This window comes from Streptomyces sp. NPDC048483, assembly GCF_040651455.1.
Classification (GTDB): Bacteria; Actinomycetota; Actinomycetes; order Streptomycetales; family Streptomycetaceae; genus Streptomyces.
In genome coordinates this window covers 187,582-205,440 of the sequence record NZ_JBEZJZ010000002.1, presented here as the reverse complement: position 1 = coordinate 205,440, position 17,859 = coordinate 187,582, and the positions used below count along the sequence as shown (strand labels likewise).

At 69.4% G+C, this 17,859-nt stretch carries 26 protein-coding genes; 14 read left to right on the top strand and 12 right to left on the bottom strand.

Annotation, left to right across the window (positions count from 1 at the left end):
* The first annotated feature begins 95 nt into the window (after positions 1-95).
* Complete coding sequence (locus AB0D04_RS02035) at positions 96-410, top strand: hypothetical protein (RefSeq protein WP_362698232.1); 315 nt, start codon at positions 96-98, stop codon at positions 408-410.
* Between the two features lie 64 nt (positions 411-474).
* Here AB0D04_RS02035 and AB0D04_RS02030 read toward each other — a convergent pair whose 3' ends face one another.
* A complete protein-coding gene (locus AB0D04_RS02030) occupies positions 475-849 on the bottom strand; it encodes a hypothetical protein (RefSeq protein ID WP_362698229.1) in 375 nt (124 codons plus the stop codon).
* A gap of 14 nt (positions 850-863) precedes the next feature.
* Complete coding sequence (locus AB0D04_RS02025) at positions 864-2,102, bottom strand: helix-turn-helix transcriptional regulator (protein ID WP_362698226.1); 1,239 nt, start codon at positions 2,100-2,102, stop codon at positions 864-866.
* A 169-nt stretch (positions 2,103-2,271) separates the two neighbouring features.
* On the opposite strand from AB0D04_RS02025, the gene AB0D04_RS02020 reads away from it, so the two are divergent.
* From AB0D04_RS02020 to AB0D04_RS01990, 7 genes are all read left to right on the top strand, one after another.
* Positions 2,272-2,529 (top strand): hypothetical protein, encoded by a 258-nt coding sequence (locus tag AB0D04_RS02020; RefSeq protein ID WP_362698223.1) that lies wholly within the window; start codon positions 2,272-2,274, stop codon positions 2,527-2,529.
* Positions 2,526-2,729 carry a hypothetical protein gene (locus AB0D04_RS02015; RefSeq protein WP_362698220.1) on the top strand — a complete coding sequence of 68 codons (204 nt, stop codon included), beginning with the start codon at positions 2,526-2,528 and terminating at the stop codon, positions 2,727-2,729. Before AB0D04_RS02020 ends, AB0D04_RS02015 begins: the two co-directional genes overlap by 4 nt.
* Complete coding sequence (locus AB0D04_RS02010) at positions 2,726-2,896, top strand: hypothetical protein (RefSeq protein ID WP_362698217.1); 171 nt, start codon at positions 2,726-2,728, stop codon at positions 2,894-2,896. The genes AB0D04_RS02015 and AB0D04_RS02010 overlap by 4 nt, the downstream gene beginning before the upstream one ends.
* Before the next feature lie 400 nt (positions 2,897-3,296).
* Positions 3,297-3,797 (top strand): hypothetical protein, encoded by a 501-nt coding sequence (locus AB0D04_RS02005; RefSeq protein WP_362698214.1) that lies wholly within the window; start codon positions 3,297-3,299, stop codon positions 3,795-3,797.
* A gap of 63 nt (positions 3,798-3,860) precedes the next feature.
* Entirely contained in the window at positions 3,861-4,070 is a 210-nt protein-coding gene (locus tag AB0D04_RS02000) for a hypothetical protein (RefSeq protein WP_362698211.1), read from the top strand.
* 326 nt (positions 4,071-4,396) lie between these two features.
* Positions 4,397-4,552, top strand: a complete 156-nt coding sequence (locus AB0D04_RS01995) for a hypothetical protein (RefSeq protein WP_362698208.1) — start codon at positions 4,397-4,399, stop codon at positions 4,550-4,552.
* A 71-nt stretch (positions 4,553-4,623) separates the two neighbouring features.
* A complete protein-coding gene (locus AB0D04_RS01990; RefSeq protein WP_362698205.1) occupies positions 4,624-5,727 on the top strand; it encodes a methyltransferase domain-containing protein in 1,104 nt (367 codons plus the stop codon).
* A 57-nt stretch (positions 5,728-5,784) separates the two neighbouring features.
* On the opposite strand, the gene AB0D04_RS01985 is transcribed toward AB0D04_RS01990, so the two are convergent.
* Together AB0D04_RS01985 and AB0D04_RS01980 are read right to left on the bottom strand one after the other, a co-directional pair.
* Positions 5,785-6,465, bottom strand: coding sequence for a DUF4190 domain-containing protein (locus AB0D04_RS01985; protein ID WP_362698202.1), 681 nt, complete (start codon positions 6,463-6,465; stop codon positions 5,785-5,787).
* Positions 6,466-6,627: 162 nt separating this feature from the next.
* Positions 6,628-6,789, bottom strand: a complete 162-nt coding sequence (locus AB0D04_RS01980; protein WP_362698199.1) for a hypothetical protein — start codon at positions 6,787-6,789, stop codon at positions 6,628-6,630.
* 563 nt (positions 6,790-7,352) lie between these two features.
* Between AB0D04_RS01980 and AB0D04_RS01975 the strand changes: the two genes are divergently transcribed.
* From AB0D04_RS01975 to AB0D04_RS01960, 4 genes are all read left to right on the top strand, one after another.
* Positions 7,353-7,556 carry a hypothetical protein gene (locus tag AB0D04_RS01975; protein ID WP_362698196.1) on the top strand — a complete coding sequence of 68 codons (204 nt, stop codon included), beginning with the start codon at positions 7,353-7,355 and terminating at the stop codon, positions 7,554-7,556.
* 206 nt (positions 7,557-7,762) lie between these two features.
* Positions 7,763-7,843 carry a hypothetical protein gene (locus tag AB0D04_RS01970; RefSeq protein ID WP_362698271.1) on the top strand — a complete coding sequence of 27 codons (81 nt, stop codon included), beginning with the start codon at positions 7,763-7,765 and terminating at the stop codon, positions 7,841-7,843.
* Positions 7,833-8,726, top strand: coding sequence for a hypothetical protein (locus AB0D04_RS01965; protein WP_362698194.1), 894 nt, complete (start codon positions 7,833-7,835; stop codon positions 8,724-8,726). Before AB0D04_RS01970 ends, AB0D04_RS01965 begins: the two co-directional genes overlap by 11 nt.
* Before the next feature lie 154 nt (positions 8,727-8,880).
* Positions 8,881-9,672, top strand: a complete 792-nt coding sequence (locus tag AB0D04_RS01960; RefSeq protein ID WP_362698191.1) for a hypothetical protein — start codon at positions 8,881-8,883, stop codon at positions 9,670-9,672.
* 7 nt (positions 9,673-9,679) lie between these two features.
* Here the strand turns inward: AB0D04_RS01960 and AB0D04_RS01955 are convergent, their stop codons facing one another.
* The 5 genes from AB0D04_RS01955 to AB0D04_RS01935 form a co-directional block, all read right to left on the bottom strand.
* Positions 9,680-9,907: a hypothetical protein gene (locus AB0D04_RS01955; protein WP_362698188.1), complete on the bottom strand. Its 228-nt coding sequence runs from the start codon at positions 9,905-9,907 to the stop codon at positions 9,680-9,682.
* A 439-nt stretch (positions 9,908-10,346) separates the two neighbouring features.
* Complete coding sequence (locus tag AB0D04_RS01950; protein WP_362698185.1) at positions 10,347-11,006, bottom strand: hypothetical protein; 660 nt, start codon at positions 11,004-11,006, stop codon at positions 10,347-10,349.
* A gap of 79 nt (positions 11,007-11,085) precedes the next feature.
* Positions 11,086-11,946 (bottom strand): PASTA domain-containing protein, encoded by an 861-nt coding sequence (locus tag AB0D04_RS01945; protein ID WP_362698182.1) that lies wholly within the window; start codon positions 11,944-11,946, stop codon positions 11,086-11,088.
* 160 nt (positions 11,947-12,106) lie between these two features.
* Entirely contained in the window at positions 12,107-12,319 is a 213-nt protein-coding gene (locus AB0D04_RS01940) for a PASTA domain-containing protein (protein ID WP_362698268.1), read from the bottom strand.
* A gap of 148 nt (positions 12,320-12,467) precedes the next feature.
* Positions 12,468-12,983: a hypothetical protein gene (locus tag AB0D04_RS01935; protein WP_362698179.1), complete on the bottom strand. Its 516-nt coding sequence runs from the start codon at positions 12,981-12,983 to the stop codon at positions 12,468-12,470.
* A gap of 124 nt (positions 12,984-13,107) precedes the next feature.
* Here AB0D04_RS01935 and AB0D04_RS01930 point away from each other — a divergent pair, with 124 nt between their 5' ends.
* Entirely contained in the window at positions 13,108-13,575 is a 468-nt protein-coding gene (locus AB0D04_RS01930; protein ID WP_362698176.1) for a hypothetical protein, read from the top strand.
* A 794-nt stretch (positions 13,576-14,369) separates the two neighbouring features.
* Here AB0D04_RS01930 and AB0D04_RS01925 read toward each other — a convergent pair.
* Positions 14,370-14,966: a PadR family transcriptional regulator gene (locus AB0D04_RS01925; protein ID WP_362698173.1), complete on the bottom strand. Its 597-nt coding sequence runs from the start codon at positions 14,964-14,966 to the stop codon at positions 14,370-14,372.
* Positions 14,967-15,298: 332 nt separating this feature from the next.
* Positions 15,299-16,033: a hypothetical protein gene (locus AB0D04_RS01920; RefSeq protein ID WP_362698291.1), complete on the bottom strand. Its 735-nt coding sequence runs from the start codon at positions 16,031-16,033 to the stop codon at positions 15,299-15,301.
* Positions 16,034-16,415: 382 nt separating this feature from the next.
* On the opposite strand from AB0D04_RS01920, the gene AB0D04_RS01915 reads away from it, so the two are divergent.
* On the top strand, positions 16,416-16,787 hold the full coding sequence (locus tag AB0D04_RS01915) for a hypothetical protein (RefSeq protein ID WP_362698170.1): 372 nt from the start codon (positions 16,416-16,418) through the stop codon (positions 16,785-16,787).
* On the opposite strand, the gene AB0D04_RS01910 is transcribed toward AB0D04_RS01915, so the two are convergent.
* Positions 16,763-17,776 carry a peptidase gene (locus tag AB0D04_RS01910; protein ID WP_362698167.1) on the bottom strand — a complete coding sequence of 338 codons (1,014 nt, stop codon included), beginning with the start codon at positions 17,774-17,776 and terminating at the stop codon, positions 16,763-16,765. The genes AB0D04_RS01915 and AB0D04_RS01910 overlap by 25 nt on opposite strands.
* Between the last annotated feature and the right edge of the window lie 83 nt (positions 17,777-17,859).

Here is a 17,859-nt window from a genome sequence, read left to right as displayed (position 1 = left end):
CGGTGATCGACCGGCCAAGGTCCTCCGGGGCCCGCGCTCCGTACGGCATGGCGATCCGGCGGGAGCGTGGGAGACCGCCGAGAGACGAGCACACGATGCCCAAGAATCAGCCCACCGCCGCGCAGAAGGCCCGGCGAGCCGGCGGCAAGTACATCACCGTCCTCCGCTGGGAAGAGGGTGTTGCTCAAGGCCGGGCAATGGTCGCCGCCGAGCTTGATCGCTGTCGACAGCTCGGCGAGATCATCCTGCGCGGAGCTTCCGCCGACCGTTCCGATGCGGAGGTCGCCGCTGACCCCAACTTCCGGTGGTTCATCGGGGAGGTGGGCCTGACGGCCGACGAAGCGCTTGCCTACCGGCGGTACGCCATCACACGGGACAGGCGGGATCTTCCTGCCGACGCCGCGCTGTAGGAGCAGACCGCACGCGCCGACGGCCCGCCTCCCGAGGGAGAGCGGGCCGCCGTGGAGCCGGAGGTTACTGCGCCGTCGCCATCGCCCTCTCGATCGCCTCGAAGATGTCCGTGTCGGTCTTCTGCTGCCAGTCCGGCAGGTCTAGCCAGTCCGCGACGTACCCCGGCTTCGGGTCCTCGAAGTGCCGGTACATCTGGGCTGTCCAGCACGTTGCGACGAACCGGCCCTTCTGCTCGGGTGTCAGTCGGGAGGCGTGGCCGGCGCTCAGGTCGAGGAATTGTCGTACCTGTTCGTAGACGGCGCCCGCGGCCTCACGCTCCCACTCCGGGGTGTCCTCCCATGGCGTCACGTAGCCGGCCTTCGGCTCTCCGGGGAAGTGCTCGCGTACGCCCGCGATCCAGGATTCCCGGAACAGTCGCGCGCCCTCAATGGTCGACATGCCACTCCCTCTCTTCACGCCGTGCTCAGTGCGTCAATCTCCGCGGTCAGCTCAGCCACCCCGGCCGCCTTGGTCAGCGGTCCGAACTCGGCTCGCAGTCCGCGGAGTCTACGACCGACGTACCCAGACGACGACGCCCGAGCAAGTTCTACGGCCTGGCGCCCGTAGGCGACGACCTGTTCGGGATCCCGCCGTTTGGCACCGATCGCGGCCAGGTCCACGAGCACGACGCCGCGGCGACGCCACGACTGGCCCACGGCAAGATCCTGTTGCTTCAGTGCGTCCATCAGGGCTTTCTCTGCCAGGTCGAGACGTCCGAGCTGGACGTACCGGGCTCCCCGTTCCTCCGCCAATCGTGATCCGTCGAACCTCAGCCATCCCCCGTTATGGCCAGGCGTCGTCAGCTCCTGCACTCGTTCGGCCTCCGCGAGGGCGCGCTCGCAGGCCGCCAGATCACCCGAGCCGGCGAGCGCCTCAGCCTGGACGGCCGCGACCCAGTACCGCGTGGACAGGGCACTGTCTCCGCGACGAGCGACTCTCTCCGCGGCCGACAGAATGTCTGCTGCCGCGCGGTACCGGCGTTCGTACACATCGACGTAGGCATGCCGGACCAAGGAGCAGGCCCAAAGGTCATAGGCTCCGGCTTCCTTGCTGGCCGACGCCGCGAGGGTGTACGACGCCGCCGCATCGGTGTAGCGGTTGTTGTCAAAGGACAGTTCTCCGGCAAGCTGGAAGAGGTCACCGGCCGCGCTGCACAGTGCGCCGGTCTTCCGGCTCGTCTTAAGCGCGTCGGTCAGCGCGCTGAGCTGATCACGCACGACCGCAGCGACGGAGCCTTTAGACCGGGCGAGTTGATAGACCTGCCAGAGGTGGGTGTTCATCCGTCGGAAGTCGGTGGCCGGCCGGTCTTCGACCGCTTCGACATCAGCGGGCGGCAGGGCTGTCAGCGCGCCCGTCACAGCTATGGTCCGGAGGAAATTGCGGCGGATCATGTCGTCTGTGTCCCCTGGGCTGTAGTGATCGCTGGGCCGCGCCCTTTCGGGGTCCTGGGAAGATGCCCCCGACTGGGCCACCAGGGCGTCAAGTTCGGAAAGGTCCACTTGCAGCACCTCGGCCAGCGGCGGCCGAAACTGTGGCTGCGGCGCGGTTTCTCCGCGTTCCCATCGGCCGACCGTTGTTCGGTCGACGCCGAGCGCGTGGGCGAAGTTCTCCTGACTGTAGCCCAGGGATTTTCGCCGTTCGGCAAGACCCACCGCCGCCCCCTTCCCGTCATCCGGCGCGTGCATCAGGTGTGCATCAAGACTGCCGCATGGATGCCGTGGAGTAACCGAAGTTGCCGCGGAACTCTTGGGACATGCGGGCCTGTTGGCGTCCACCCGTCGCAGGCGGGCCCGCCCCGCAGACAATTTCGAGGCGGCGACGATGACCACGGGTATCCCCCAGAAGATGCAGGCCAGCACGAACGTGCACTACGCGCCGGGCACGGCCGTCTACGACGTCATCGCGGATGCCGTCGGCCGGGTGGCGGACCCGGAGGCGTACCCGGCGGTGCCGCCGGACGTCGCCCTGGTGGTGCCGCTGGCCGGGTCGGCTCCGGCCTGGCAGGCGGAGCCGGGCGCGCTGCGGCCGGCCACCCCCGATGAGATCGCGGCCGCGCTCCCGAAAGAGGCCGCACGGTGAGCGACGAGCAGCGACCGGCGGAGGTCGGGGACCTGGTGCGCGACCTGGCCCGTGGCGTCGAGGCCGTAGTCACGGACGTGCGTGACGGTGTTCTCCTGCTGCGTCGGCGCTATGGCGGTGGGCTGTTCCCGGAGCCGTGGGCGGCGACGGATGGCGCGGTGAGGATTCTGGCCCGCCGTGGTGCGTGGGACCGGCCGTGAGGGGCGAGGAGCTCCTCGCCGGCCTGGACGATGTCCTCCGTCAGCAGCGGCCGCGCCGGTTACGTGTCCGGTGGGGGTGGCGGCAGATCGCCGTGCAGGTGCTGTACGTCATCGCGGTTTCCGTCCTGGTCGTGTCCCTCGTCGTCGCTGGCGAGGCGGCCCCTTGATCCCCGGCGGCGCGGTGCCCCCGTGAAGCCCGCGCCGCCGGACGACTCCCGCCCACCCCCGTGGGTGGGTTGGACCGGGGCTTCGTGCCCCCGCCGCCCCGGTCCCCGAACGCCGCCGTGGGGAATGGTCGCCGCCCGGCGGCACTTGGGACAGGTTGAAGAGGCCCTGTCCCGCAAGCCGTCCGCCCGGACGTCATCTCCGGGCGGGCGGCCCACGGCTCCCGCGCCTCACCCCCGAGAGGGGCGGGACTCCCCGCACCGGTACAGACCGGCCGGAGCGGGACGGGGTCCGCGGGTTGATCATCCCCGCGGGCCCCACGCACCACCCTGCCGGGCCGGATCCGGTCCAACGAGCCCGGCCCGGCAGGTCCACCGCCCCACCCAACGAAGGGAGAACACGGTGACCGTCCTACAAGAGCACGTCGCCACAACGGTGGCCAGCCCGCACAAACTGATCGGCCCGCGGGCATTCACTGGCGTCGTGGACACCGTCCAGGCCAACAACCCCGACATGGAACGCGACATCGCCGAACAGATCGTCGCGGAGGCGTTGAAGTTCATCGCCGCCTGCGCACAGTTCCCCGGCGAGCGGCTGCGACCGTCGCGGGTCGTAGACGAGGGGTGGCACGCCCTCATTCTGCATACGGGCGTGTACGCCACCCTGTGCCGATCGCTGCACCGGTTCGTGCACCACGTGCCAGAGCGGCCGGACACCACCCGGCACGACCCAGGTGCGCTGAAGCGCACCATGCAGCGGATCGCGGATGCGGGATACGAGGTCGACGTGCGGCTGTGGCTGCCGCCGACCGACGAGACGATCCCGGTCGCGGCCACCTGCGAGCACTCCGAGCCGCCGCCGGCCGGGTGTGGCGCGGACTGCTCGAACACCGGCCGCAACTGACCGTCCCCCTGCGCCCGGTCGCTCCACAGCCGTACCGTCGTGGAGCGACCGGAGGAGGCGTGCATGAGTGAGTGGATGAGTCCGCGGCATGCGGAGACGGTGACGGCGTACAGGGCGGCGGTGGAGGCCGGTGGGCATGACCGGCCGGCTCGCAGATGGGCCGAGCTGTTCGGGCGGCCGCCGCGGCGGCGGTGCCCCGGCGGTGTGATGGTGGTGGACCCGGCGACGGGGAACCCGTACACCGTGAGCTGCGGCTGCGCCCGCGAGCACTGAACCGAACGCCGAGCGCCCCTCCCCGAGTTGGGGCTGGGCGTCGTCGTGCCGTCGGCCAGTTCGGCGGCGGCCTGGACGCTGCGGAGAGTTCCGCCGCCGCGCTGCCGGGGACGGGCACCTACGCCGCCACGCGCCCCAGACTCCGGCGCCCTTCCCGCCGAAGGGCGACCGGTGCACCATCAACCGGTATGCGCAGGAGAGTTCATGTGCTACGTGATCAGCACGACGCCCGGTGAGCCCTGGCCCGGTCCGCAGGACCCGCCATCCCCCGACGGCGGCCACGGCATCCCGAACCCTCCCCAGACCAGCGGAAGGAGCGCCACAGCATGAGGAACACGCAGAACCTCACGGCAGTTGACGGCGGAGACCACGACAGCGGCGGCGACAGCGACGACGGCCACCCCGGCACCCCGTGGACCCCGCCCGACGACCCCAGCCCCGACGGCTCCACCCCGCCCGGCGACGGGGACCACCGCAAGTGAACGCCAGCCCCGTGCAGGTGGAGCGCCCCAGCCGAACACTGCTGGGGCGCGCCCTCCTTGAATCGCGCGCTATGTCGTCGGAGTGGGCTCCGACCTTCGCAGCCATCGACCGTGCAGCTTTCCTGCCTGCCCTGATGTGGCCGTACGACATGACCGCCAGGAAAAGCGTCCCCGTCAACCAGGCCATCGACCCTGATGCCTGGTACGCGTACGCCGACGCCGACGTACCGATCGTCACTCAGTGGGATGACGGCCAGCACACCGGCACCAAACCGGGCCGGGTGTCGACGTCCTCCAGCTCCATGCCCTCCGTCGTCTACGGACTCCTCGCCGACCTGGACATCGACAAGGGCATGAGCGTGCTGGACGTCGGCACCGGCACCGGCGAGACCGCCGGGGCCCTGACGCACCGCACCGGCGCCCGGAACGTCGTCACCATCGACGTGGACCAGGCCGTGTCCCACCACGCCCGCGAACGGCTCTGCGCCGCCGGCCTGTCCCCGACGGTCGTCGTCGGCGACGGGTACACCTACAAGGACAGTGGGCTGCGGGATCGCACCCTGGCCACGTGCGGACTCCGGGAGATTCCTGGGGCCTGGATCGAACAGACTCGGACCGGCGGCCTGATCGTCGCACCGTGGGGCACGCACTACTCCAACGCCGATGCCGTCGTCCGCCTGGTCGTGAGGGACGGTCAGGCATCGGGGCGCTTCACCCGGCCGGTGGAGTTCATGAAGCTGCGCGCCCAGCGGGCGCCGCGCATCGTGCCCGGCGACTATGTACCGGCGGATGGCGTGCAGGGTGCCGACACCTCCACGACGGACATCACCGAGGCCGAGTTCGTCACCGGCCCCTACACCGCCTGCCGTTTCGCCCTCGGTCTCCGCGTTCCTCGCTGCACGCAGGCCGTTGCCGACAAGCGCGAGGGCGCGCGGCCGGTGTGGTTCTACGAGCGCGGGGGCGGCCGGTCGTGGGCCTGCATCGTGTTCCGTGACGGCCAGGACCAGGCCCGCGTCTGGCAGTCAGGATCCCGTCGACTGTGGGACGAGGTGGAGGCCGCCTACAGGTGGTGGGTCGGCAACGGCCGCCCCCTGCACGACCGGTTCGGCCTCACCGTCACCCCGGATGGTCAGCGGGTGTGGCTGGACGATCCGGGTACCCCCTGGTCCGTCTGACCCGCCTGAACGACGAAGGCCCCGCCCAGATGGGCGGGGCCTTTCGCGTGCGTGGGGTCAGCGGAGGACGCCGGTGCGGTCGACGTCGAGGATCTTGCAGGTCACCTTGGTGACGTCCTTGAGGTCGTCGTCCATGGCGAACGCGGCGTCGTTCTCCCTCTTCTTCGCGCCGTGGTTGAGGTCGCTGACGTAGGCGTCGATGGTGGTGATCTGGTCGCCGTTCTGGTCGACGGCTTCGCCCTCGATCGAGTATCCGGCGCGGTCCTTGCCGTTGTTGGTGACCAGGAGCTTGACGTCGAGTTCCCGGCCGCCGAGGCCGTCGGGCTTGATGGCGCAGGTGGTGATTTTGACGTCTTCGGTGGCGGCGCGTTTGTTCTCGACCTGGCCCTGCTTCTGCTCGTGCTTGATGTCCTTGCGGGCGCCGTCGACGGCCTTGTCGACCTCGTTGACGAAGGCGGCGTTGATGACGAAGAACATGATGATCGAGGCGAGCGAGGTGGCCAGGGCGGTGATTCCCGGTCCCTTGCCCTTGCCGGTCTTGCCGGACTTGGCCAGGCCGATGGAGCCGAGGACGAGGCCGATGATCGCGAGCGGCCAGACGACGACGTTCAGGACGGGTATGAAGCTGACGACGAGGGCGATGATGCCGAGGACCATGCCCGCGGTGGCGATGCCGTTGGAGGCGGCCGGCTGGGGTGCGGCGGGCGGGTAGCCGTATCCGGGCGGGGGCGTGCTCATGGTGGGCTCCTGGCGTGGTGTGATGGTGGCGGCGCGCCCCCCCAGCTCGAATGGGGGGCGCGCTTGTTGTTGGCGCGGCCGCGTCAACAGTCTGTTGATCGTACTGGCGGTACGCGGCGTGGCGTGCCCAGGTGGCATGGTCTGCCATCTGTCCGCCGGGGGTTAGCCGGCCGCCCCGGTGGCGCGCTGCTCCTGGTCCCCGTCGTCGCTGAGATCGAGCTCGGCGAGCGCGGCGGTGAGGTACTGCGCGATGGCGTCGGCGTCTCCGCGGCCGACGAGGCGCCGGATGCGGTCGGGGTCCAGGTTCTCGGCGGCTGCCTCCACAGCCGCGGCCTGAGGGCGGCGCGGGCCTGGCCGATCAGATCGTCGTGCGCGGGCAAGGGGTCGCGTCCTGGTCGGGGATCCGACCCGCCCTGCACTACGCCCCCGAACTCGTCGCGGCGGCCACCGGCGCCACGGACCTCATGGACGCCCGAATCGCGGACGAAATGCTGCGGGAACCTCAAGATCAAGATGTTCCGCTGGGCCTGGGGAAACCTGGTCGACAACCGCCACGCCTCATAACCGCGCCGAGCAGCATCACCGCGCCCCGCCAGCCGACCGGCGGGGCGTTTTCGTGCCGGTACCGAACTCCCCCCGCATGCCGAGCCAGTGACGAATCATCAACTCGCAATGTGACGTCCGTCACTAGATGCCTGAAAACCCTCCGGTTAGCTGTTGTTGTACTACCCTCACCCTCGCGAGGGTGAGGGTAGTACAACAACGCGCTAAACACCCTCTGACCTGCAAAAACGCGGTTTGCAACCCCCCGTATCCCTGTGGTCATCCTTGAGTCACGCCGAGGCGCCCGGCGGCCGAACTCACCGACACCCACAGGGGGAACCACCGTGATCAGCACGCTCAGCCAGATCGTCCCCGCACTCCTCGGCCTCATCTGGCTCACCGCCCTCGGCTCCGACCCCACCGCCCCATGCGGCCCCAAAGCGACCGAACCCGCCGTCACCATCCCCGAACACCTGCGCGCCATCGCCAACCACACCCGCGCCATCGCCGTACGCATCGCGAAGAAGACGGGCGCTAACGGATCCTGACCTCGCACGCCGGCGCCCCCGTCACCGGGCTCCGACGTACCGTCAGTCGAGGGGCGCGCGTTCCTGACCTCGCTGCCCGGCCCGCGCCCCTCAGGGCGTCGGCCGGGAGGCCCCCCGAGAGCCAAGCAAAACGTGAAGGGCACCGCTGCGGCACGGTTCAGCCGGACGCGGAGGCAGCGTCGGCGGAGCTGTGCTTCCTGGATACGATGTGGCCCAAATTCAGCCGGGCCGCCTTCGATACGGCGCTCGCCGTATACGCCGAAAGGGAGCGCCGCCATGGCCGCTGACTACGGGATCCCCTTCGAGGCCCGCCGCAACCCGGAGACCGACCGGCTGGGGCCACCACACATTGCGTGGATGAGTCGGGTCGGGCTGCTGTCCGCCAAGAACACCGCACCGTACGAGCGCATGGCCCTGTGGGAGGCCGCGGCCTTCGCATACCCGGACGCCCGCGGCGAGGGACTGGCCAAGGCGGTGGACGCGGTCGGATGGATGGGCGTCCTGGACGACTGGGCGTCCGCTACCGCCGACCTGGACGCCGTACAAGCGGTCAGGGACGGCTGCGCGGCCGTGACGCGCGGCGAAGCAGAGACCGACCACCCTCTGGTCACGGCGTTCGGCAGCCTGTGGGAGCGCCTGAAGAACGGTCGCAGCACGACCTGGTGCGAGAGGTTCGCATCGGATCTCGACCTGTGGTTCGAGGGAGCCTCGGAGGAACTCCGGCAACGGGCCGGGGGCCAGGTCATCACCCCGGCCTCGTACTGGACATCCAGATACACGGCCTGCGGACTGGAATTCTTCGCGCACCTCGCGGAATCCGCTACCGGATTTGAGACCGCGGACGACTACTGGAACAGCGAACACCGCGTCCTGTTGATCCGCGCCGCCGTCCGTATGGTCGTCTCGGTGAACGACATCCAGTCCGCCGACCGCGAAGAACGCGGCGGTGAACCGCACAACCTCGTGCTGATCCTCCAGCGGGAGAAGAGCTGTAGTCGCGAAGAGGCCGTCCAGGCGGTTATCGACGGCATCGGCGAGGCCGTCGACGAGTACACCGCGCTGGAGCGCGCGCTGCCGGATTCCTGCACCGCCCTGGGCACCTTCCTGCGGGACGTCACGGCGTCCACCGTTGTCTGGGGCGACAGCAGCGGCCGGTACCGGGCCGGCTGAGAACGCCCCGGTTCCGGCGTGGGGCGGACAGTGGCTGGGCCAGTGGCCCAGCCACTCCGTGATTCAGGCCCGCGCTGGCGCGGGGTGGACGTGCACCGGATCGCGATCCGCCTCGCGCAACGCGGGCGTACGGGCGCCCGGCTAACCTGCCCGCATGCCACAACTCACCGCGTACCGGTCGATCATGGACTATCAGGGCATGCTCCCCTGCTGCACCTGCGGCGGCAGCACCCCCCGCCCCAACGTCTACGGCAGGTCCGGCGCAACACAAACCATGATCGGCGGCCGGGGCTGGCGACAGTGCGAAGACTGCCGCACCCAGAACCCCCGTGCCGAGCTCGCCGAACTCCTCCGCGCCCGCCTCGCCCTCGCCCCCGGCGCCCTCGCCGCCCACCTACTACGAGCTGCTCGCATCGACCCCGCCCGGCTCCTGGCCCCCTATCACCACACCCCCGGCGCGGAACCCACCGCCGACCCGGCCGGACGGTGGGACCACATCCCCACCACCACGCTCCGCACCGCCACCGCCCAGGATCACGAAGATCAGCAGCAGCGTGCCGCACGTCAGCAGCACCGCCGCATCCGGCGCACCCTCGCCCCGCACCGAACCGGCAGACATCCCCGCCATCAGCCCGCACTTGCGGCAGAAGTGGCCGCCCGGGGGCCCGTAGTAAGTGATGCGCGACCCGCACCTGTTGCACGACGTCGTGTTCGCCCCGCCGTTGTTCATCGTCTCCGCTCCCCGCCTGCCCTGGTCCTGGTGCTCATCCCCGCCGCCAGTCAGCACTCCGGGCGCTCCGGCACATCCGAGCAGCGCGGTGCACGCCGCGGAGCGTCATCGGCGGGCGCCGGACCGTGGACCGTCTGCGACATGATCACAATCGCCACCACGGCCACGCCCATGCACACCAGCCAGATCATCAGCCGCTCCCGCCCGGTCACCTGATGCCGCGTCATGCGGTCACCAGGGCCACCAGGAGCAGGAGCACGGCGCCCCCGACGACGAGCGCGACCAGGAGCATTTCCAGGCCGAACCCGCCAGGTTGGACAGTTGCGCGCACAATGGCGCCCCGGTTGAGGAGTCCGCAGCGGCGGCACGACTCCGGGCCGACGGGACCCCCGTAGGCGTTCCTGTGCCCGCAGCGGGGGCAGACGTAGACGGACGACTGTCGGGGGCGCATGGCGGGTTCCTTCTCTGTGTGGTCCTGGTGGTTATCCTCGCCGGTCATGCGCGAACGGCCGCCCGGCGGCCTGTTCCTACCCGCAAGACCGGCGCCGGCCCCGGATCGGCGATGCTGCCCAGCACCCCGAACAGGTCCACCCCGCCTCGCCGCAGGCCCTCACCCGGGGCGTGTGCGCACGGACACCCCACAGCACGCCGCACTACCCGCAGAGCCGCCGCCGCACGGTCCCGGATCGAGTCAGCCGCGATCTTGACGACCTTGGGCGGTCGTCCTGGCCGCTGCCGTATTTTTTGCTGTCGGTGAAGCTGCCGGCGAGCACCACAACCAGGAAGATGACAGCGAAGATTCCGCAGCGATCTGCCCGCAGCTGGGACTGCCTGGGTTGGGGGTGGGTGTGTTCACGGTTGCGCTTTTCTGCTGGTCGAAGGTAGGGGCGTCAGCGGTGGGTGGTGGAGTGCAGCTCATCGAGGACGGACAGGCCCGTCCACAGCCGGTCAGTGAGACCGCTGGCCTTCTCGTTGTTGGTGGGGGCAAGTTCGGCGGTGGCACGTCCGATCGTGGCTGCGGTCTGCTGAACGGTCTGCAAGTTCAGCCACAGTGGCCCACCTTTGTGGGCGGCGGCGGCCTTCTGTCCGGCGGCCAGCTGCTTGCTGAGACCGTCGAGCGCGTTGCAGAGGATGTCGGCAGCTCGGGACTGGGCGATGGTGTCCATGGTGGGCTCGCTGACCATGGAGGCGTCGATGCTTTTGCGCAGCTCAATGCACCTCTTGTGCAGGTTCTGGAACAGGGCGGCAGCTGACCGGTACATCGCCCGGTACTGCTCGTAGTCGTCCGCGGTCTGCCGACGTATCCACGCCCACGCCTTGCGTTCTTCCATGGCGGCTGCACGTTTTTTCCAGGCGACGCACACACAGAAGACCGTTAGGGCCACGCACAGGAAGAACAGTTCCCCTTCCTCTTTGGCTGCTGCTGCCACCGCCAGGATCAGGAAACTGGGAACGCCTGCGCAGCTGGCGCCGAACTGGGAGAGGGCGGTGCCTTCCTTCTGCTGGGAAGGGCCGGAGGGCGTGGAGTTCGGGCCGGGGAGCTGGTTCATGGGGAGGGGGAGGTTCCTTTCAGTTGAGGGGCCGGGCAGGCCGAGAAGCGTCCTCGGCCTGCCCGGTTGTCGGCCGCGGTCAGCTGGTGCAGCCGCCGGGCGGGCAGTGCCGGGAGTTGTCGCAGCCGCCGGGCGGGCAGCCGCCCGGGTTGTAGTGGTCGCCTCCCGTGCTGCCGCCGCTGGTGGAGCCGCCGTCGGAGGAGTCCCCGCCGCCCGAGCTGCTGCCGCCGCCACTGTTGAAGGGGTCGTTGGCGGGGTTCCGGTAGTGCACACCATCCCCTGACGGGCACGTGTCGCCGGGCCGCACCACGTCCAGGCCGACGATGGGCTCAAGGTCGAGGTCGTCCCCGGACTTGACGTCCTGGGAGCAGACCGTCCATTCGCCGACGGGGTCCGATTCCTCGTCTGTGTAGGCGGTGGACTCGTCGATGTAGCTGTCGGGGAAGCCTTTGCCGTGCAGGATATGGCGGGCATCGGCGAGGGACTTGCCCTTGACGCTGGGCATCTTCGGGGAGCTGGTGCGGGGCTTGTGGGGGCAGGTGGCGCCCTTGTACACGGCGCCGAAGCGGGCGGTGACGCCGGTCTGCTTGTGGAAGCACACCTTCCAGTCGCCGGGGAAGTCGGTGGGGTCGTTGTCCAGGCCCGACGCGTCGTACGGTTCGACCGTCAGCCCGGCGGTTTCGGCGGCGTCCTGGGCGTCGTCGAGGCCCTTGCCGACCTGCGACGGCAGCTTCTCGGCGGTCTTGCTCGGCTTTCGGCTGGGGCTGGGGCTGTGGGTGGCGGTGTGCGACGGCTTCGGGTGGGACTTCGGCTCCGGTATGGCGTCACAGGAACCGAGCAGCGCCAGTCCGACCAGGCCGAAGATGACCAGCCCGCAGCAGCCCGCCGCGGCCTCAGCAGCTCCGCTGTCGTTCTTCTTGTTCTTCTTCTTGTTGGCCACGCTGGGTGCCTTGTCTGTGAGGAGGCGGGTCCCCCTTGGCGGGGCGTCTTCATCTTTGGGAGCCGGGTGGGCCGGGTCGAACCCACCGCATCCGGGCTGGTGTGAGGTGACCCATAGGGGTGCCCCGCCCGGGAGTTCGGGCGGGGCGCGGGGTTCGGTGTCAGTTCTTGACGGCGTACAGGTTCAGTCCCTGCCCGGGGCCGTCGATGCAGTACGTTCCGGGCTCGGTGCCCTGACGGCTGACGGTCCAGTCCGCGGGGACGGCGATGAACAGCCGCCCGTCCGCTGGGTGATGCGAGTAGTTGATGCCGGCCGAAGCCAGCCGTGATTCGGCGACTGCCAGGTTCTGGCCGGTCACGTTGGGGACTGTCACCTTCGTTTCCCCCTGCCCGCAGGTGGAGATGACCTCTGCCGGGTCACGACCGTCCAGCCAGTGCAGCCCAAGCCACACGATCACGGCGCCAAGAACTATCCCGCCAAGTGTCTTCAAGGTCCAACCCTCGTCGGTGTACTTGCGGGAGTCAGCGAAGGACGCCGGAGCGGTCGACGTCGAGGATCTTGCAGGTGACCTTGGTGACGCCCTTCAGATCGTCTTCCGTGGCGAGAGCGGCGTCGTTCTCTTTCTTCTGCGCACCGTGGTTGAGGTCGTCGACCAGCGCGTCGATGGTGGTGACCTGATTGCTGTCCTGGTCGACGACCTCACCTTCGACGATGTAAGAGGCCCGGTCCTTGCCGTTGTTGGTCACCAGCAGCTTCACGTCCAGCTCTCGGCTGCCGAACTCGTCGGGCCTGATGGCGCAGGACGTGATGTCCACGTCCTCCTTGGCGGCGCGCTGGTCGTCGGCCTTGCTGGACTGCTGGTCCTTCTTGATCTCCTTCGATGCTTCGTTGGCGGCGGAGCCGACCATGGCGGTGCAGCCGGCAGCGAGGAGAAGGATGAAGGCGGCGGGTATGCCGCAGCCGAGGGCGATCTTCGTTCCGGTGGACATGCTCTGCTTCGGGGCCGGAGAGTAGGGCTGCTGGGGTGGCGTGGACATGGCAATCCTTGCTCGGGGCGCGGCTCGTGGTCGGTGGTCGAGATGGGGCAAGATGGGTGCGACGGAGCAAAATGCCGCCCCACGCTTAACTTGAGCGAGCATATTACAAGAGAGTGATCAGCGAGTGCGCAGCGATGACGAACAGCTCAAGGTCTCGACCAGTGCAGATGGGGTAACCGTGGCCAATCTCCCGGGGTATGACGAATGCCTATTCGTCATCGGATTCGCCCCCGGGGACATCCATCCGAACGGCTTCTTCATCCGGACGACCAAACCGGATGCCGTCCGGCTCACGCCCACCATGCTCCGGCGTCTCCCCTACGACCGCCTGCTCAAGATCGCCACAGAAGTGCGTACGAAGCAGCTCGGTGAGGCCATGGCACCCGACGCCGGCGCAAGGCCCTACGGGGGCGGAGACGAGCACGCACGCGCTGTTGCCGAGGTGTACCACTGGGCTGTGGATCACGGCGTCCCGCCGCGCAAGGCCATCGCCGCCAGATGGGCCAAGTCAGAGGCGACAGCGGGCCGATGGATCACCCAGGCGCGGAAACTGGGGTTGCTGCCGCCCTACGGGGAGCAAGTGGCGCAATGAGGCGGTGCATGTCGCGTCTGCGCCCTGCCAGGTGATCTGGCAGGGCGCAGCGCGCCCGTCGGCGTAGAGCAGGCGGAGCGGTTCGTGCGTCGGCTTCGGCTTCGGCTCCGGCTTCGCCTTCCGCCTCGGCGTCCGCCAGGCCGCGCCGACCCTGCCGGGCGGCAACTCGGCCCCCAGGGCCTCCCGGTCGTAGTGGTCCTTGAGCCAGGCGGCCAGCCAGACGCGGTGGCATTCTTCGTGCGGCACTCGTTCGTAGCGCAGCAGCGCGCCGGCCTGCCGGGGGTGCCGCTGCGCGATGTCCCGCAGCGTGTCAGGACGGCGACAGTTCCCTGCGCGGCTGGCTTTCGCCCCGCGCGTCTGCCCGCGTGAAGTTGTGTCGATCCATCACATATGTCGTGCACCGGATGTGCACCGCGCTGGGCCGAGGGCCGCATTCGCGCAGGTCACAACGCCTACCGTCAAAAGCACCAGCAATCCCCGGCGTACGGGCCGGTCTCGTCCGCCGCTACCGTCTGACCCGCGGAGACGCGGGTCAGACCCCTTTCGGGGTCCGGATCGGGCCCGATCAACCCACTGCATCTGTTACCCGGATCCAGCGTGTCTCGCGAACGGCAATGCGGGCAGATCGAGGTCCACCCGCACGGAATCGCCCTGGCCGGTGCGAATCCGGTCGCCCTCGATGGCGTAGCGCTGCTTGTCCATGCCTTCAGGGTGCCGCGCGGAGGTATGCGGAGGCAGCTGAATTCGGGGCCGGGCCGGGGCCGAGGCCGGGGTTCAGGGTCGGCCGACCGGTGTCATTCCTCGTTCCCGGGCGCTTCCTCCGGCAGCTTGTCCTTGTGGCGGTCCCGTACGAGCTCGCTGGCCCGCCTCGCCTTCGCGCTGGTCACCTCGTCGGCCGCCCAGCGGGCCCACTCCTCCAGGGTCGCCGTCACCCGCAGGCCGTACTCCAGGACGATCCGCCCGTGTACCGAGATCATCTCCTCGTCCCAGTTGGTGTTCGTTTCGATCTCCTCGTACTGGGCGTGCGCGCGGGCGGCGAGCTCGGCCTTCTGGAGCAGGTAAGCCTGCGCTTCGAGCGGTGTGAGGATGCCGAGGAAGAAGACGCGCAGGACGCTGTCGTCGCGCGTGGGGCCGCCGGGCTCGACCTCGGTGAGCCAGTGGCGCAGCTCCGTCAGGCCGTCCTCGGTGATCGCGTACTCCTTGCGGCCGCGGGGGCCGCGGGCGGCGACCTCGACCAGACCGGTGGACGTGAGCTTGTTGAGCTCGCCGTACACCTGGCTCTGCGTGGCCGGCCAGACGTTCGTGAGCGAGGTGTTGAACAGCTTCATCAGGTCGTAGCCGCTTGCGGGGGTTTCGGCCAGCAGGCCCAGCACGGCATGTCTCAGGCTCATGGGCAGCACTTTACCTTCCACTGTTGACATGCCAAAGGTGGAGGTTCTACATTGGACATGTCGATGTTGGAATGTAGCGGCGGGGGGGGGTGGCCAACACCCGCCCTCGCGGTTGCTTCACGCCCGCCGAGGGAAACGGCCCAGAGCCGCGCCAAAGGGACTGTGCAGGCCAGAGCGACCGACGCGAACACCGCGCATTCGATCCACCAGTTGCGAGAGTGGTAGCTCGGACCCGTCATCATCGGCTACTTGGTGATGAAGTGGCACTGCACTGCACTGCACTGCACAGCGCGCCGCGAACCGTCCCCCCCGCGCGGGCCGAGGGTGTGGGGTCAGTAATTCCAGCGGTTGTAGTTGCCCTCGTCCCGGCAGTAGATGATGCGGCCGTTCGCGGCGTGCGTGTGTGCGCCGACATCCGCATTGCGGCAGAACTGGCCCGCGGAGTAGCAGTTACCGGCGTTGGAGACGATTTCGCAACCACCGTTCCACGCCGTCTTGCTGGGTCTGGGTGTGGGCTTGGGCTGCGGCGGCGTGTAGGTGGGCCGGGACGGGGTGGGCTTCGGCGTGGGCTTCGGCTTCGGCTTGGGCTTCTCGCAGTCGGCGAGATCCTTGGCGAAGTACACCGGCACCGAAGCGGAATCGGCGCGTACGGGCTCCTGGTAGCAGATGACATCCCAGTGGTACGCCGACAGATCGTCTCTGGTGACGGGCTTGAGTTTGCCGTCGTCGGCGTGCGCCTTGTACGCGGCGGGCTGTGGGTTGTAGGTGCCGACGTAGGCGCTCTTCCCGGCCTTGACCTGGTAGAGGGCAACGCCGTTCGCACTGTCCCTGGCGTGGGTGTCCAGGACGGTGCGGAGCCTTTCGCCCCGGAAGTGGTGCTTGCCGGTGGGGAACGGTGTCGGGGTGGCGGTCTTGACCGCAGCCTTCGGGGTGGGGGCCTCGGTGGTCGCCGACGCGGTCGCGGCGGCGGCGTGGTCGGCGGTCCGCTTGCTGTCCGTGCAGCCGACGAGGAGTACGGGCGCCAGGGCAAGGGCGGCGATGGACGCCTTGTGTCTGCGCAGGTTCAACGAGTCTCCTCGGATGGGGTGGGGCTGGCATGCAGATTCAACAAATTGTTGATGGCGGGTGGATGCTACCGGTCGGCGTGGTGGCACCGCGCCCTTTCCCGGCACACGAAAGCCCCGCCGATCGCTTGCCGGCCGCCCGGCGAGGTTCCACCGATGGCCGCACCGGCCGCACCGGCCGCACCGGCCGCACCGGCCGCACCGGCCGCGGCGGGCCTTCGGCTTGGCGTGATCGCGCTTCGTGGTGGCGGTGTGGCCAGTACCCTCATACGGATTTTGTTCGAATGAACGTGCGGGGCGGGGCGGGGTGGCCGGGTGGTGGGCAGGGGTGTTCCGGTGCCGCGGTCCCGGATCTTCGCCGTGGTGGCGATACGAGGGGGCGGCGGTGCTCAAGCACTACTACCGGCTGGTCTATTGGAAGCGGCGGATCACCTGGGCGCTGGGGTGGCGCAGCGGCGGCCAGGGTGCGGGCCTGCGGAGTCATCCCCGGACGTACGGGCGGCGGGCCCCGCGGCGCGGGCGGCAACTCGTCCACGGCGCCCGGCCGTTGCTGGTGTTCGGGGTGCTGGTGGCGATCGTCGTGGCGCTGTCGGCGCTGTCGGCGCTGCTCGCATGGGCGGATGACCCGTTCGGCCCGGAGGGGCTGGGGGTGGGGCAGCCGGCCGGATCCATCGAGCAGGGCGCGGAGGCCGCACGGCATTCCGCCCTCCGTACGGCCTCTGCGCAGTGCGGTCAGGAGGACTGGGCCTTGGTGTAGAGGTTCTTGGCGTCGTCGCCGAAGTACGGGCCGAACATGGTGTTCGGCAGGAACTGGTAGGTGAAGCTGTTCACCGAGGACTGCAGGCCGGTGCCGGTGGACTCGTTGAACGAGGTGAACCAGGGGCCGCCGCTGGAGCCGCCGGTCATGTTGCAGGGCAGGCCGTGGTCGTTGGACAGCAGCGGGTCCTTGATGGTGGTGCCGCTGCAGTAGATGAGCTTGCTGCCGTCGTACGGCGCCGCCGCCGGGAAGCCGAAGGCGTACATCTGCTTGTTGTAGCCGGAGTTGAAGGCGAGGCCCTGGCCGCCGACGACATCGGTGAGCTTCTTGCCGCCGAGCGGGGCGACGACCGCGGCGCCGACGTCGTAGTTGATGTCCTCGCTCTTCGTCCACTGGGGAGTGGAGAGCGTCTTGTCGGCCGCCCATTTGCCGTACGGGGCCTGGCCGTCGTGGTAGCCGGGCACGAAGACCCAGTTGGTGTGCCAGGCGCCCTCCAGCTTCACACAGTGTCCCGCGGTGATCACTGTGCTCTTGTTGGCGCTGGTCACGGCGTCGCCGGAGCAGGAGGCCTGGCGCCCCTGATAGGTGAAGAACACCCGGCCGGTGGTCTTGACGTGCGCGCCGCCGCCGGTCCAGGGGCCGCCGGTCTGCGGGAGGACGCCCTTGAGCGCGCCCTTGAGCGCGTCGAGGCCGGGAAGGCCGGGCTTGGTGGGCTTCACCAGGCGCTCGACGCCGCTGCGCAGGGACTTGGTCAGCGCACCCGGTGCGACGGGCAGCAGGTCCAACGGCGTTGCCGCGCGCATGCGTTCCGGTGTCCAGAAGGAGGCGGCGGGGCGGGCCTGGGAAGCGGCGGGGGCCGGTTCGGTGGCGCCGGCGGCGCCTGTCTGGAGGATCGAGGCGAACAGGGTGCCGATGGCTATCAGGGCGCCCACGGCGGGGCGGGGGAGACGGGCGCCGGGGACGCGGGGGACTCGAGGGGATCGGCTCACGCGTGACTCCTTCCGTACGGCGGACGAGCGGTGCGGGGAGGGTGCTCGAGGAAGGGTGTCACTGGAAGGGGCGCGCGGTAAGG

Bases quoted from the DNA above. Each gene is read 5' to 3' on its own strand.
- AB0D04_RS02035 (WP_362698232.1), top strand. From the start codon at position 96: ATGCCCAAGAATCAGCCCACCGCCGCGCAGAAGGCCCGGCGAGCCGGC.
- AB0D04_RS02030 (WP_362698229.1), bottom strand. From the start codon at position 849: ATGTCGACCATTGAGGGCGCGCGACTGTTCCGGGAATCCTGGATCGCG.
- AB0D04_RS02020 (WP_362698223.1), top strand. From the start codon at position 2,272: ATGACCACGGGTATCCCCCAGAAGATGCAGGCCAGCACGAACGTGCAC.
- AB0D04_RS02000 (WP_362698211.1), top strand. From the start codon at position 3,861: ATGAGTGAGTGGATGAGTCCGCGGCATGCGGAGACGGTGACGGCGTAC.
- AB0D04_RS01995 (WP_362698208.1), top strand. From the start codon at position 4,397: ATGAGGAACACGCAGAACCTCACGGCAGTTGACGGCGGAGACCACGAC.
- AB0D04_RS01990 (WP_362698205.1), top strand. From the start codon at position 4,624: ATGTCGTCGGAGTGGGCTCCGACCTTCGCAGCCATCGACCGTGCAGCT.
- AB0D04_RS01985 (WP_362698202.1), bottom strand. From the start codon at position 6,465: ATGAGCACGCCCCCGCCCGGATACGGCTACCCGCCCGCCGCACCCCAG.
- AB0D04_RS01970 (WP_362698271.1), top strand. From the start codon at position 7,763: ATGTGGCCCAAATTCAGCCGGGCCGCCTTCGATACGGCGCTCGCCGTA.
- AB0D04_RS01965 (WP_362698194.1), top strand. From the start codon at position 7,833: ATGGCCGCTGACTACGGGATCCCCTTCGAGGCCCGCCGCAACCCGGAG.
- AB0D04_RS01960 (WP_362698191.1), top strand. From the start codon at position 8,881: ATGCCACAACTCACCGCGTACCGGTCGATCATGGACTATCAGGGCATG.
- AB0D04_RS01955 (WP_362698188.1), bottom strand. From the start codon at position 9,907: ATGCGCCCCCGACAGTCGTCCGTCTACGTCTGCCCCCGCTGCGGGCAC.
- AB0D04_RS01950 (WP_362698185.1), bottom strand. From the start codon at position 11,006: ATGAACCAGCTCCCCGGCCCGAACTCCACGCCCTCCGGCCCTTCCCAG.
- AB0D04_RS01935 (WP_362698179.1), bottom strand. From the start codon at position 12,983: ATGTCCACGCCACCCCAGCAGCCCTACTCTCCGGCCCCGAAGCAGAGC.
- AB0D04_RS01925 (WP_362698173.1), bottom strand. From the start codon at position 14,966: ATGAGCCTGAGACATGCCGTGCTGGGCCTGCTGGCCGAAACCCCCGCA.